We start from the raw sequence: 12,947 nt of genomic DNA, 5'->3' as shown, positions 1-12,947 counted from the left end.
ATGGTTGTTCATAGAGACGCTAAGCGGAATGTGGAAACTGAACATACCAGGAAGTCTGCACTTGCTGAATTTACATTCTGATATTTGACGCTGAATGCCTAGCGTGGGATTTACGTGATTACTAAGGTTAATTATACCGCCTACATCCGAATAAAAAACTTAAGAAGATCTTAAAGTTTTCTTAATATGCTTCTCCAAGACGCAAGAAACCCTGCAGATCCTGCGCTAAAAAAACGCAATATGAAACTGCAGGGTTTACGAAGCATCTTTTACACTTGTTCCGAAGAATCTTCCGATGAAGCTGGACGTAGCTCTCGCAGTGGATTGCCTCCTACAAAAGAGCCAGCCGCCACGTTCTTGTGTACTACTGATCCTGCGGCAACAACTGCCCAATCACCGATGGTTACACCGGGAAGAATCGTTGTATTCGCGCCAATCAATACATTTTCACCAATCACTACTTCTCCCAGGCGATACTCCTTGATTAAATACTCATGCGCCAGAATCGTCGTGTTATAACCGATAATAGAGTTCTCACCCACCGTTATTTTTTCCGGAAAAAATACATCCACCATCGCCATCAGACCGAAGGAGGTATGCTTGCCTACCTTCATCCCGAGAATCCGACGATAGATCCAGTTCTTTAACGGTAGAATCGGGCAGTAACGGGCAATCTGAATAAAAATAAAGTTGCGGACACCCTTCCACGGGCTGACCGTACGGTAAATGTACCAAAGTGAGTTATGACCTTCTACAGGATATCGGGTTACGTTTCTCACGATTCACTCGTTCCTCGCTCCACAATTTCTATAATATCCTTCATGTTATGGATGATATAGTCGGGATCATACTTGCGGAGAGTCTCCTCGCCTTTTAAAGACCACGCTACTCCAGCCGCATATACACCAGCAGCTTTTGCTGACTGAATATCAACCGTACTGTCACCCACCATAAGAGTTTTACGAGGATCAACGCCAAGGTTATTGACTGCTGTCAGAACCGGCTCTGGATGTGGCTTTGGTTCAGTAACATCGTTCACCGTCACAATCGTATCCATGTACTTTAGCAAATCAAACATCTCAAGCGATTTAATCGTTGTTGGACGAATTTTTGTAGTCACAATCCCCATTTTAATTCCACGACGTAAGAGCTCTTCCATTGTCTCATTCACTTGAGGAAAGGGACGTACTAACTCATCGTGATGTTCATAATTATAAGAACGGTAGGATTTCTCAAGCGCACCACTTACATCCTCAAGTCCAGAGAAGACTCTCATCTGTTGCTGAAGGGTTGTGCCCATATGCGGGATAATCTCTTCCCTAGTGAGTGGAGCTAGACCATTGTCCTTCAGCGCGTACATAAACGAACTAATAATTAGCTCATTCGTATCGACAATCGTTCCATCTAGATCAAAAAGAACGCATTCTATCATAAGCTTTACTGCTCCTTCTTATCTCCATCCGCAGGCTGTCCTTGCTCAGGTTGAGCCCCGTGACGAGCTTTCTGCGGTGTATTTACTGCGCTTTCAGGCACTATGGTATCTGCTTTGATCGGTTTAGTACATACGATAGGATCAGAATAATGTGCTTTAGGCTCTCCAGTGACCCTACGAATAATGATAAGCAGTACAGCTGCGACGATGATCAGTAGAGCAAGCAGCTGAGAAATACGAATATTTCCATAGCTTGGGTCCAAGTATCCTTGCTCAAAGCCTAACCATTCCATCGGTTTCCACAATCCGTTCATAAAGGATGCCAAGCCTGCACTTCCATTAAAGGCCAAGCTGTCCGTACGTATGGCTTCAATGAAGAAACGACCGATGGAATACCATATAAAGTAAGACATGAAGATCTCACCGGCTCGCACAAACTTCTGACGACGAAGAACCATTAGTAGCGCGATACCCAGTAAGCTCCAAAGAGATTCATACAAGAAGGTCGGATGATGAAAAGCATCCCCTATGTACATTTGGTTCACGATGAAGTCAGGTAAATGCAGTTTATCCCGTAAAAAAGACTCTTCAACCACGCTGCCGTATGCCTCTTGGTTGACAAAGTTTCCCCAGCGTCCAATCATTTGACCCGCAAGTAGTCCAGGTGCACAAATATCAACGATACGCCAGAAGGGGTAGCCTTTATAACGGAAATAAATAATTCCGCAAATAATGGCTCCAATTAACGCACCGTAAATGGCGATGCCACCATTCCAGATCTTAAAGACATCTATTAAATTATCCTTATAATCCTCCCATTTAAACGCTACAAAGTAAATCCGTGCCCCAATAATGGCCGAAGGCACACCTAGCAGCAGCATATCCATAAAGAATTCTTGTGGTATACCAAACCGTTTGCCCTCGCGGATCGCAAGAAATAACCCCGCGAGTGCACCGAAACCTAGTATTAATCCGTACCAGTGTACTTGCAGTGATCCAATTGAGAAGACAATAGGATTTAGTGCTAATGGGAACATTCTCTCACACTCCTAATCGAGATCATCCATATCTTCAGATATGGTCGCAGTTAGCTTATTCGTGAACTGCAGGGCTGCATTAAAGCCCATTTGTTTCAGGCGATAGTTCATCGCTGCAACCTCTATAATAACTGCAAGGTTACGTCCTGGGCGTACGGGAATCGTTACAAGCGGAACATCTGTGTCAATAATCCGTGTCGTTTCCTCATCAAGTCCAAGTCGATCATACTGCTTGTCTTGCTGCCAAGCTTCCAATCTAACAACAAGTGTAATCCGTTTATGATTACGAATGGCACCCGCACCAAAAAGTGTCATTACATTAATGATACCTACTCCACGGATCTCCAGTAAATGACGGATTAACTCAGGGGCTGTACCATGCAGCTGGTTATCTGAAGTCTGACGGATCTCTACGGCATCATCAGCAATCAATCGATGACCGCGTTTTACAAGCTCAAGGGCTGTTTCACTTTTACCAATCCCACTACTACCCGTAATTAGCATACCTACACCATATACATCACAAAGTACGCCATGAATAGTCGCCGTAGGGGCTAATTTCCCTTCTAGGAAGCTCGTCAAACGGCTGGAGAAAATAGTCGTAGCCATCGAGCTGCGAAGCACAGGAAGAGCCTTTTCATTACTTATGTCAATTAACTCCTGAGGCACTTCCAAACCACGTGTAATTACAATACAAGGTGTGTTATCATTACAAATTCCACGAAGTCGACTTTTCCGCTCAGCTTCGGGCAGCATGGAGAAAAAAGCGAGTTCTGTTTTGCCTAGCAATTGAACACGTTCTTCTGGATAATATTCAAAATAACCAGCAATCTCTAGTCCAGGGCGATTCAGGTCATCGACCGTAATGGGTCTCTTTAGACCTTCCTGGCCGGAAATAACCTCTAATTGAAAATGCTGTACCAATTCAGATACTTTTACTTTCTTAGCCATGTAATTTCGTCCTTTCGTCACCTGCGGTATTTGTCCGCTTACTGCGTCCGGTTGGCAGCGATCTCTTTACATTCCGGAGGTAATTCTCCTGCTATCTTAATTGATAACGCTTATGAATGCAATCTTAGCGCCTAACCAAACAGGGGCCATCTAAACAATAAAGCCACCCTTTCGGGTGGCTTTATCAAGAGAGAAAAGATCTTTACAATCTTATCCCAACAAAATGTTAGCTTCGGATTCTTTATCAAAGAAGTGAATTTTGTTCATATCAATAGCCAATTTAGGCTTGCTGCCTTCGCGAGTAGTGGAACGTCCATCTACACGAGCGATTACAGTAGATTTACCAAGGCCGCTCAAGTAAAGGAGCATTTCGTGACCAAGGTTTTCAGTAACATCAACCAATGAAGTGAAGATTGTGTTCGGGGAAGCTTCCAAGAATACTGGCTCTTCATGGATATCTTCTGGACGAACGCCCATGATTACTTCTTTACCGATGTAACCTTTGTTGCGGATGATTTGAGCTTTTCCGCCTGGTACTTCAACATCAAGGTTCTCAGCACGGAAACGGATAGAACCGCTCACTTCGGACAAAGTACCATTGATAAAGTTCATTGTAGGGGATCCGATAAATCCAGCTACGAACAAGTTTGTAGGTTCATTGTACAACTCTTCAGGGGAAGCTGCTTGTTGAATGATACCATCATACATAACTACGATGCGATCACCCATTGTCATAGCTTCTGTTTGGTCATGCGTTACGTAGATACAAGTAGTTTCAAGGCGCTTAACCAGTTTAGTGATTTCAGCACGCATTTGACCACGAAGTTTAGCATCCAAGTTGGAAAGAGGCTCATCCATCAAGAAGACTTGTGGATCACGTACGATAGCGCGTCCCAAAGCGACACGTTGGCGTTGACCACCGGAAAGCGCTTTTGGTTTACGATCTAGCAAATGCTCGATATCAAGAATTTTAGCAGCTTCACGAACTTTCTTGTCGATTTCATCCTTCTTCACTTTACGAAGTTTCAAACCGAAAGCCATGTTTTGGTATACGCTCATATGCGGATACAGGGCGTAGGATTGGAATACCATCGCGATGTCGCGGTCTTTAGGTGCAACGTCATTAACTACACGATCGCCAATGTACATTTTACCTTCGGAGATTTCTTCCAAACCAGCGATCATACGCAAAGTTGTGGATTTACCGCAACCGGAAGGTCCAACCAATACTAGAAATTCCTTATCTTTAATATCAAGATTGATATCGATTACTGTTGCTTTATCTGAACCCGGGTATTTTTTGAAAATATGCTCTAAACGTACGCCTGCCATTGTATTTCCCCCTCGAGTTAATTATTAATTAGTTAATATAAAAATTCTGTTTCCTTGTACATTTATATTACCCCAGTCGGGACACTATGGCTATTTGTAAGGTTCACAAAAAACCTATTTCCTTTTCGTCACTTTATACAAAAGCATAGTAAGCTTAACAATAGCAGCGTCCCCAAAGCTTCGTACATCTGCTCCGGTCTCTTGTTTTATCTTATCCAGACGGTAAAGCAGCGTATTTCGATGGATATACAACTTCTTGGCGGTTTCACTTACATTACAGTCCATCTCAAAAAAGGTCTCCAAAGTCAGCAGCATTTCTTTATCTGATAGTACAGAGGAGTAGTCACCAATTTGTCCAAGCAACTGTTTGCGGCGTACATCAGGAATGCTGTTAACCAAACGTTCCAAATGCAGTTCCCAAGGTAAATGAATATACTCTCCTACTTGAAAAATACGACCAAGTACAATCGTCTCCCTGAGCAAAGCTACAGATCCAGTCAATCCCTTAACAGGGACTATAGCCGGAGCTACTGCCAAATGGAATACCCCTACCCATTCACTAGCTATCAGCTCATGTAACCCCATACTAGTCTGTGCTAGAAGATCATCTACACTCTCTTCTTCATCATCCTTATCATCCCCGCCCGTAAGTAATTCTTTACGAGCTAAAATTAACCATTCCTTCTCTTGAAGGGGAATGAGCAGAATTTCGTTCTCAAAATAGCTACGCAGTAATTTCATCAGTGAACGATAAGAGATCTGTGGACTATGGGCAATCTCACTACTTAGGAGGAATGGAATCATATCTCCGAACAGACGTCCCTTTAGAGTGATCTCATCGGGAATTTCAGTGTCATTCTTCTCTTGCTCTAGCTCCGTGTTCAACCAAGCGCCAAGCTGCCGCGCCTCCACTTCACCTTCTTCTCTAAGCCCTGTAGCTTTAAGTGCAATAGCAAAATTTCGAACTGCATAGTTGACCAGTTGTACTTCCAGAGAGGTGAGCCCCTCCATTTCTACCCAGACAGCGGTTATACGTCCGTCACTCTCATACAAAGGTGCCCAGAGATGACCCTCATGGATTACCAGCTGATCCTGTCCTTCTAATCCCATGCTAAAAAGAGAAGCTGAATGCTGCCTCCCTAACTGCTTGATTCCGGTTCTCTTTCCGGTGAGCTGCTCTAATTTTTTCCGCAATGTCTCACTATCCATAGTCACCATGCTCCACCACTTTTGCTCTTTTCGCCTATTTTAGCATATTCTCTTATATTATGTTAATCGCTACAGTAGCGCGCTACTATAATACAACCATAAAACACAAAAAAAGCCACCACCATAAGGTGATGACTTTCTGTTTGGGATGAGCCATGAAGGACTCGAACCTTCGACACCCTGATTAAAAGTCAGGTGCTCTACCAACTGAGCTAATGGCTCATAAATGGTGGGGGATGATGGATTCGAACCACCGAACACGTACGTGAGCAGATTTACAGTCTGATGCGTTTGGCCACTTCGCTAATCCCCCAGGGAAAAGTGGCTCGAGACGGATTCGAACCGCCGACACGAGGATTTTCAGTCCTCTGCTCTACCGACTGAGCTATCGAGCCATATTAAATTGACATAAAAATAAAGTGGTAGCATTAAACTTCCCACCCTAGTCTTGTGGAAAAAAATGGCGGAACCGACGAGATTCGAACTCGCGATCTCCTGCGTGACAGGCAGGCATGTTAGGCCAACTACACCACGGTTCCGCATTGATAATAATGGTGCCGGCGAGAGGACTTGAACCCCCAACCTACTGATTACAAGTCAGTTGCTCTACCAGTTGAGCTACACCGGCACGGTGTAAAAAGTAATTCTAAAAAAGTAATAATGGTGGAGGCTGAGGGGATCGAACCCCCGACCCTCTGCTTGTAAGGCAGATGCTCTCCCAGCTGAGCTAAGCCTCCAGGTATTATGGTAGCGGCGAAGGGGATCGAACCCCCGACCTCACGGGTATGAACCGTACGCTCTAGCCAGCTGAGCTACACCGCCACAATAATTAGAAATGCTATGGATTGAAAATGGCGGAGAGAGTGGGATTCGAACCCACGCACCGCTTACGCAGTCTAACCCCTTAGCAGAGGGTCCCCTTATAGCCACTTGGGTATCTCTCCAAACGATATCAGTACCACAGCAATCCAAACAGGAATTTGACTCCCTGAAAACTGAATCCGAATTGAATTTGCATTTTAAGTATAGGATAAGCCCTCGACCGATTAGTATTGGTCAGCTCCATGCATTACTGCACTTCCACCTCCAACCTATCTACCTCGTCGTCTTCAAGGGGTCTTACTAATTGGGAAATCTCATCTTGAGGGGGGCTTCACGCTTAGATGCTTTCAGCGCTTATCCCGTCCGTACGTAGCTACCCAGCCATGCTTCTGGCGAAACAACTGGTGCACCAGCGGTACGTCCATCCCGGTCCTCTCGTACTAAGGACAGCTCCTCTCAAATTTCCTGCGCCCACGACAGATAGGGACCGAACTGTCTCACGACGTTCTGAACCCAGCTCGCGTACCGCTTTAATGGGCGAACAGCCCAACCCTTGGGACCTACTTCAGCCCCAGGATGCGATGAGCCGACATCGAGGTGCCAAACCTCCCCGTCGATGTGGACTCTTGGGGGAGATAAGCCTGTTATCCCCAGGGTAGCTTTTATCCGTTGAGCGATGGCCCTTCCATGCGGTACCACCGGATCACTAAGTCCGACTTTCGTCCCTGCTCGACTTGTAGGTCTCGCAGTCAAGCTCCCTTATGCCTTTGCACTCTTCGAATGATTTCCAACCATTCTGAGGGAACCTTGGAACGCCTCCGTTACTCTTTAGGAGGCGACCGCCCCAGTCAAACTGCCCGCCTGACACGGTCCCCGTACCCGGTTAGGGTACTAGGTTAGAACCTAGATACGATCAGGGTGGTATCCCAACGGCGCCTCCACCGAAGCTTGCGCTCCGATTTCTACGGCTCCCACCTATCCTGTACAGATCGTACCCAAATTCAATATCAAGCTGCAGTAAAGCTCCATGGGGTCTTTCCGTCTTGTCGCGGGTAACCTGCATCTTCACAGGTATTAAAATTTCACCGGATCTCTCGTTGAGACAGCGCCCAAGTCGTTACGCCATTCGTGCGGGTCAGAATTTACCTGACAAGGAATTTCGCTACCTTAGGACCGTTATAGTTACGGCCGCCGTTTACTGGGGCTTCGGTTCATAGCTTCGGGTTACCCCTAACCACTCCCCTTAACCTTCCAGCACCGGGCAGGCGTCAGCCCGTATACTTCGCCTTGCGGCTTCGCACAGACCTGTGTTTTTGCTAAACAGTCGCTTGGGCCTTTTCACTGCGGCCCCCTCGTGCTATTCACACTACCGGGGCACCCCTTCTCCCGAAGTTACGGGGTCATTTTGCCGAGTTCCTTAACGAGAGTTCTTCCGCGCGCCTTAGAATTCTCTTCTCGCCTACCTGTGTCGGTTTGCGGTACGGGCACCTTCTCCTGGCTAGAGGCTTTTCTTGGCAGTGTGAGATCATGACCTTCGCTACTGTAATTTTCGCTCCCCATCACAGCCCAGCCTTAATGATGTGCGGATTTGCCTACACATCAGCCTCACTGCTTAGACGGACATATCCATCAGTCCGCGTCACTACCCTCCTGCGTCACCCCATCGCTCATAGCGGATTACGGTGGTACAGTAATTTCAAACTGTTGTCCTTCGACTACGCCTTTCGGCCTCGCCTTAGGTCCCGACTTACCCTGAGCGGACGAGCCTTCCTCAGGAAACCTTGGGCTTTCGGCGGATCAGATTCTCACTGATCTTTTCGTTACTCATACCGGCATTCTCACTTGTATGCTGTCCAGCGCTCCTTACGGTACACCTTCAACCCACATACAACGCTCCCCTACCCCAGATACATACGTATCTAGCCATAGCTTCGGTGGTGTGTTTAGCCCCGTTACATTTTCGGCGCAGAGTCACTCGACCAGTGAGCTATTACGCACTCTTTCAATGGTGGCTGCTTCTAAGCCAACATCCTGGTTGTCTGTGCAACTCCACATCCTTTCCCACTTAACACACACTTGGGGACCTTAGCTGATGGTCTGGGCTGTTTCCCTTTTGACAATGGATCTTAGCACTCACTGTCTGACTCCCGGCAATAAGTATATGGCATTCGGAGTTTGACTGAGCTTGGTAATCCTTGCGGACCCCGCACCCAATCAGTGCTCTACCTCCACTACTCTTATACCGAGGCTAGCCCTAAAGCTATTTCGGGGAGAACCAGCTATCTCCGAGTTCGATTGGAATTTCTCCGCTACCCCCACCTCATCCCCGCATTTTTCAACATGCGTGGGTTCGGGCCTCCAGTGCGTGTTACCGCACCTTCACCCTGGACAGGGGTAGATCACACGGTTTCGGGTCTACGTCCACATACTAAGTCGCCCTATTCAGACTCGCTTTCGCTGCGGCTCCGTCTTCTCGACTTAACCTTGCATGTTAAACGTAACTCGCCGGTTCATTCTACAAAAGGCACGCCATCACCCATAGATCGGGCTCTGACTTTTTGTAAGCACACGGTTTCAGGTTCTATTTCACTCCCCTTCCGGGGTGCTTTTCACCTTTCCCTCACGGTACTGTTTCACTATCGGTCGCCAGGTAGTATTTAGCCTTAGCAGATGGTCCTGCTGGATTCATACGGGGTTTCACGTGCCCCGCACTACTCGGGATCCGTCTCGGAGAGAACACAGTTTAGGTTACAGGGCTTTTACCTCTATCGCGGGCCTTTCCAGACCTCTTCACCTACCATATTCCTTTGTAACTCCATGTGAGACGTCCCACAACCCCTAAGAGCAAGCTCTTAGGTTTAGGCTGTTCCGCGTTCGCTCGCCGCTACTGACGGAATCACTATTGTTTTCTCTTCCTCAGGGTACTTAGATGTTTCAGTTCCCCTGGTCTGCCTCTACATCTCCTATGTGTTCAGAGATGAGTAACTGCGAATTACCACAGCTGGGTTTCCCCATTCGGACACCCCCGGATCAAAGCTTGCTTACAGCTCCCCGAGGCAGTTTCGTTGTTCGCCACGTCCTTCGTCGGCTCCTGGCGCCTAGGCATCCTCCGTGTGCTCTTATTAGCTTAACCTTGATTTTTCCTAAGAAAAATCTCACTAATAACATTTACTTGTTTACACAAGTTGCTAAAAGATGTTCTAAAACGCAAATTCGTTTCGGTATCCAGTTTTCAAGGATCAAGTTTAAAGAAGGTATTGAATTTAAAATTATGGTGGAGCCAAGCGGGATCGAACCGCTGACCTCCTGCTTGCAAGGCAGGCGCTCTCCCAGCTGAGCTATGGCCCCATAAAAAGATATAATGTCATATGGTGGGCCTTGGTGGACTCGAACCACCGACCTCACCCTTATCAGAGGTGCGCTCTAACCAACTGAGCTAAAAGCCCATATAACATATATAATATTGTGAATCAACCAAAGAATGGTTGTCCGCTTGGCGGCGTCCTACTCTCCCAGGACCCTTCGGTCCAAGTACCATCGGCGCTGGAGGGCTTAACGGTCGTGTTCGGGATGGGTACGTGTGGAACCCCTCCGCTATCGCCACCAAACGCATACGAAAGAGACTTGCTCTTTCAAAACTGAACACGAGTGAGTGTTCGAACCCGAAGGTTCTATAATGGAAGTTTAACTTCCGATTTGAATGTCTTCATTGCAGAAGACGATTCTCCATAGAAAGGAGGTGATCCAGCCGCACCTTCCGATACGGCTACCTTGTTACGACTTCACCCCAATCATCTACCCCACCTTCGGCGGCTGGCTCCCTTGCGGGTTACCCCACCGACTTCGGGTGTTGTAAACTCTCGTGGTGTGACGGGCGGTGTGTACAAGACCCGGGAACGTATTCACCGCGGCATGCTGATCCGCGATTACTAGCAATTCCGACTTCATGCAGGCGAGTTGCAGCCTGCAATCCGAACTGAGACCGGCTTTGATGGGATTGGCTTCACCTCGCGGTTTCGCTTCCCGTTGTACCGGCCATTGTAGTACGTGTGTAGCCCAGGTCATAAGGGGCATGATGATTTGACGTCATCCCCACCTTCCTCCGGTTTGTCACCGGCAGTCACTCTAGAGTGCCCAACATTACTTGCTGGCAACTAAAGTTAAGGGTTGCGCTCGTTGCGGGACTTAACCCAACATCTCACGACACGAGCTGACGACAACCATGCACCACCTGTCTCCTCTGTCCCGAAGGCCGCCACTATCTCTAGTGGATTCAGAGGGATGTCAAGACCTGGTAAGGTTCTTCGCGTTGCTTCGAATTAAACCACATACTCCACTGCTTGTGCGGGTCCCCGTCAATTCCTTTGAGTTTCAGTCTTGCGACCGTACTCCCCAGGCGGAGTGCTTACTGTGTTAACTTCGGCACCAAGGGTATCGAAACCCCTAACACCTAGCACTCATCGTTTACGGCGTGGACTACCAGGGTATCTAATCCTGTTTGCTCCCCACGCTTTCGCGCCTCAGCGTCAGTTACAGCCCAGAAAGTCGCCTTCGCCACTGGTGTTCCTCCACATATCTACGCATTTCACCGCTACACGTGGAATTCCACTTTCCTCTTCTGTACTCAAGTCACCCAGTTTCCAGTGCGACCTCAGGTTGAGCCCAAGGTTTAAACACCAGACTTAAATGACCGCCTGCGCGCGCTTTACGCCCAATAATTCCGGACAACGCTTGCCCCCTACGTATTACCGCGGCTGCTGGCACGTAGTTAGCCGGGGCTTTCTTCTCAGGTACCGTCACTCCGATAGCAGTTACTCTACCGGACGTTCTTCCCTGGCAACAGAGCTTTACGATCCGAAAACCTTCATCACTCACGCGGCGTTGCTCCGTCAGACTTTCGTCCATTGCGGAAGATTCCCTACTGCTGCCTCCCGTAGGAGTCTGGGCCGTGTCTCAGTCCCAGTGTGGCCGTTCACCCTCTCAGGTCGGCTACGCATCGTCGCCTTGGTGGGCCGTTACCCCACCAACTAGCTAATGCGCCGCAGGCCCATCCCTCAGTGACAGATTGCTCCGTCTTTCATTCTTTCTTCAGGAGAAAAAAGAAATTATCCGGTATTAGCTACCGTTTCCGGTAGTTATCCCAGTCTAAGGGGCAGGTTGCCTACGTGTTACTCACCCGTCCGCCGCTAAGTCATTTTGAAAGCAAGCTTTCAAAATGACTTCGCTCGACTTGCATGTATTAGGCACGCCGCCAGCGTTCGTCCTGAGCCAGGATCAAACTCTCCAATTAGTATTGAAAAGAGCGATATGCTCATTTTGAAACATCTGACGAGAAAATTAATTCTCTAATTTTGGATTTCACTTTCGTGATTTCCCACTCACTCGTTGTTCAGTTTTCAAAGATCAATGTCTCATCTTTCGTTGTCGTTGCTTGTCAGCAGCGACCTTTATAATATATCACAGCACCTTTGTTTCCGTCAAGCGTTTTTTTAATTTCTTTTTTTCGCTTACCGTTTCAGCAAGTTGTTAATCAACATCTTGTCCAAAGGGGCGAGACTTAATGTATCATATTTTTCAAACTCTCGTCAAGCATTAAAACAAAATAATTCTTAATCCTATTAACATTACTACGCCTGGAAGGCCGAGAACCGTTACTGCGCCTATGGTTGCGGGATTCAAGGGAATATGAACTTGTGTGATTAAACCCGAGAAATTCACTACATATATCGCGAGCGCAGCCAGTACCAAATGAGCTCCGAACAGACTAAGCCATCCAAAGCCAAGTTTTTTTCGGAATACAATTACACTCAACAACACAACCGATATGACTAGTACTCCTATAGCTAACATTCTTAGCATGTTGATCCCTCCTATATTTCCATTTGGTTAGCGCCTACATCTGACTGCTATTTAATCCAATGCTCTTTGCATGTTTGAGATGTATCTGATACTTGCGCTCTGCTGCCTCTAAAATATAAATAGCATAATCAATTTGATCTTGACCCAACGCTTCATCAAACATTAGGTACGCTCTCTCCCACTCAGATTGCGCCTTACGAACCTCCAGCAACGTTTCCCAGCCCTCCGTATCTTTTCTACCCTGTTCTTCATCTGCTCCCCGCCACAATGAGGTCCACCATCCCATTACTCATTCCTCCTCAGAA

General features: G+C 47.2%; 8 protein-coding genes, 10 tRNA genes and 3 rRNA genes. All 21 read right to left on the bottom strand.

The features are described from left to right. Nucleotides 1–269 precede the first annotated feature (269 nt). Nucleotides 270–779 carry an acyltransferase gene (locus MKY19_RS00755; protein WP_179281711.1) on the bottom strand — a complete coding sequence of 170 codons (510 nt, stop codon included), beginning with the start codon at nucleotides 777–779 and terminating at the stop codon, nucleotides 270–272. Further along, complete coding sequence (gene ppaX / locus MKY19_RS00750) at nucleotides 776–1,432, bottom strand: pyrophosphatase PpaX (RefSeq protein ID WP_339799664.1); 657 nt, start codon at nucleotides 1,430–1,432, stop codon at nucleotides 776–778. The genes MKY19_RS00755 and ppaX overlap by 4 nt, the downstream gene beginning before the upstream one ends. 5 nt (nucleotides 1,433–1,437) lie before the next feature. Next, nucleotides 1,438–2,469, bottom strand: coding sequence for a prolipoprotein diacylglyceryl transferase (lgt, locus tag MKY19_RS00745; protein ID WP_042183990.1), 1,032 nt, complete (start codon nucleotides 2,467–2,469; stop codon nucleotides 1,438–1,440). Nucleotides 2,470–2,481: 12 nt separating this feature from the next. Continuing rightward, on the bottom strand, nucleotides 2,482–3,420 hold the full coding sequence (gene hprK / locus MKY19_RS00740) for an HPr(Ser) kinase/phosphatase (protein WP_042183988.1): 939 nt from the start codon (nucleotides 3,418–3,420) through the stop codon (nucleotides 2,482–2,484). 210 nt (nucleotides 3,421–3,630) lie between these two features. Next, the gene (gene ugpC, locus MKY19_RS00735; protein ID WP_042123255.1) at nucleotides 3,631–4,752 is read right to left on the bottom strand and encodes a sn-glycerol-3-phosphate ABC transporter ATP-binding protein UgpC; all 1,122 of its coding nucleotides are present in this window, start codon (nucleotides 4,750–4,752) and stop codon (nucleotides 3,631–3,633) included. A 114-nt stretch (nucleotides 4,753–4,866) separates the two neighbouring features. Further along, complete coding sequence (locus MKY19_RS00730) at nucleotides 4,867–5,970, bottom strand: helix-turn-helix domain-containing protein (protein ID WP_339302258.1); 1,104 nt, start codon at nucleotides 5,968–5,970, stop codon at nucleotides 4,867–4,869. Nucleotides 5,971–6,110: 140 nt separating this feature from the next. After that, nucleotides 6,111–6,183: transfer RNA gene (locus tag MKY19_RS00725), tRNA-Lys, on the bottom strand. Nucleotides 6,184–6,188: 5 nt separating this feature from the next. After that, nucleotides 6,189–6,274 (bottom strand) — tRNA-Tyr (locus MKY19_RS00720). A gap of 9 nt (nucleotides 6,275–6,283) precedes the next feature. After that, nucleotides 6,284–6,356: transfer RNA gene (locus MKY19_RS00715), tRNA-Phe, on the bottom strand. Nucleotides 6,357–6,422: 66 nt separating this feature from the next. Beyond that, nucleotides 6,423–6,500 (bottom strand) — tRNA-Asp (locus MKY19_RS00710). 13 nt (nucleotides 6,501–6,513) lie between these two features. After that, nucleotides 6,514–6,589 (bottom strand) — tRNA-Thr (locus MKY19_RS00705). Nucleotides 6,590–6,622: 33 nt separating this feature from the next. After that, a tRNA-Val gene (locus MKY19_RS00700) sits at nucleotides 6,623–6,698 on the bottom strand. Nucleotides 6,699–6,706: 8 nt separating this feature from the next. After that, nucleotides 6,707–6,783, bottom strand: a tRNA-Met gene (locus MKY19_RS00695). Between the two features lie 30 nt (nucleotides 6,784–6,813). Next, nucleotides 6,814–6,905: transfer RNA gene (locus tag MKY19_RS00690), tRNA-Ser, on the bottom strand. Between the two features lie 82 nt (nucleotides 6,906–6,987). Next, nucleotides 6,988–9,916: ribosomal RNA gene (locus MKY19_RS00685) — 23S ribosomal RNA — on the bottom strand. A 139-nt stretch (nucleotides 9,917–10,055) separates the two neighbouring features. Then, nucleotides 10,056–10,131: transfer RNA gene (locus tag MKY19_RS00680), tRNA-Ala, on the bottom strand. Between the two features lie 21 nt (nucleotides 10,132–10,152). Continuing rightward, a tRNA-Ile gene (locus tag MKY19_RS00675) sits at nucleotides 10,153–10,229 on the bottom strand. 45 nt (nucleotides 10,230–10,274) lie between these two features. Further along, nucleotides 10,275–10,391, bottom strand: a 5S ribosomal RNA gene (gene rrf, locus MKY19_RS00670). A 124-nt stretch (nucleotides 10,392–10,515) separates the two neighbouring features. Beyond that, nucleotides 10,516–12,073, bottom strand: a 16S ribosomal RNA gene (locus tag MKY19_RS00665). Together the 16S, 23S and 5S rRNA genes with 10 tRNA genes alongside form the textbook arrangement of a ribosomal RNA operon. A 302-nt stretch (nucleotides 12,074–12,375) precedes the next feature. Beyond that, nucleotides 12,376–12,642 (bottom strand): pro-sigmaK processing inhibitor BofA family protein, encoded by a 267-nt coding sequence (locus MKY19_RS00660; protein ID WP_042183984.1) that lies wholly within the window; start codon nucleotides 12,640–12,642, stop codon nucleotides 12,376–12,378. Nucleotides 12,643–12,676: 34 nt separating this feature from the next. Next, entirely contained in the window at nucleotides 12,677–12,928 is a 252-nt protein-coding gene (locus MKY19_RS00655; RefSeq protein WP_052404100.1) for a DUF2508 family protein, read from the bottom strand. Between the last annotated feature and the right edge of the window lie 19 nt (nucleotides 12,929–12,947).

Origin of the sequence: Paenibacillus sp. FSL R5-0744 (assembly GCF_037972555.1) — a bacterium.
In the GTDB taxonomy this organism is placed as follows: Bacteria; Bacillota; Bacilli; order Paenibacillales; family Paenibacillaceae; genus Paenibacillus_AQ.
This window is presented reverse-complemented; position numbering and strand designations above follow the sequence as displayed.

What these genes read in the sequence shown, in the direction of transcription:
- hprK (WP_042183988.1), bottom strand. Translation starts at nt 3,420, where the DNA reads ATGGCTAAGAAAGTAAAAGTATCTGAATTGGTACAGCATTTTCAATTA.
- MKY19_RS00660 (WP_042183984.1), bottom strand. Translation starts at nt 12,642, where the DNA reads ATGCTAAGAATGTTAGCTATAGGAGTACTAGTCATATCGGTTGTGTTG.
- MKY19_RS00730 (WP_339302258.1), bottom strand. Translation starts at nt 5,970, where the DNA reads ATGGTGACTATGGATAGTGAGACATTGCGGAAAAAATTAGAGCAGCTC.
- ppaX (WP_339799664.1), bottom strand. Translation starts at nt 1,432, where the DNA reads ATGATAGAATGCGTTCTTTTTGATCTAGATGGAACGATTGTCGATACG.
- ugpC (WP_042123255.1), bottom strand. Translation starts at nt 4,752, where the DNA reads ATGGCAGGCGTACGTTTAGAGCATATTTTCAAAAAATACCCGGGTTCA.
- MKY19_RS00655 (WP_052404100.1), bottom strand. Translation starts at nt 12,928, where the DNA reads ATGGGATGGTGGACCTCATTGTGGCGGGGAGCAGATGAAGAACAGGGT.
- lgt (WP_042183990.1), bottom strand. Translation starts at nt 2,469, where the DNA reads ATGTTCCCATTAGCACTAAATCCTATTGTCTTCTCAATTGGATCACTG.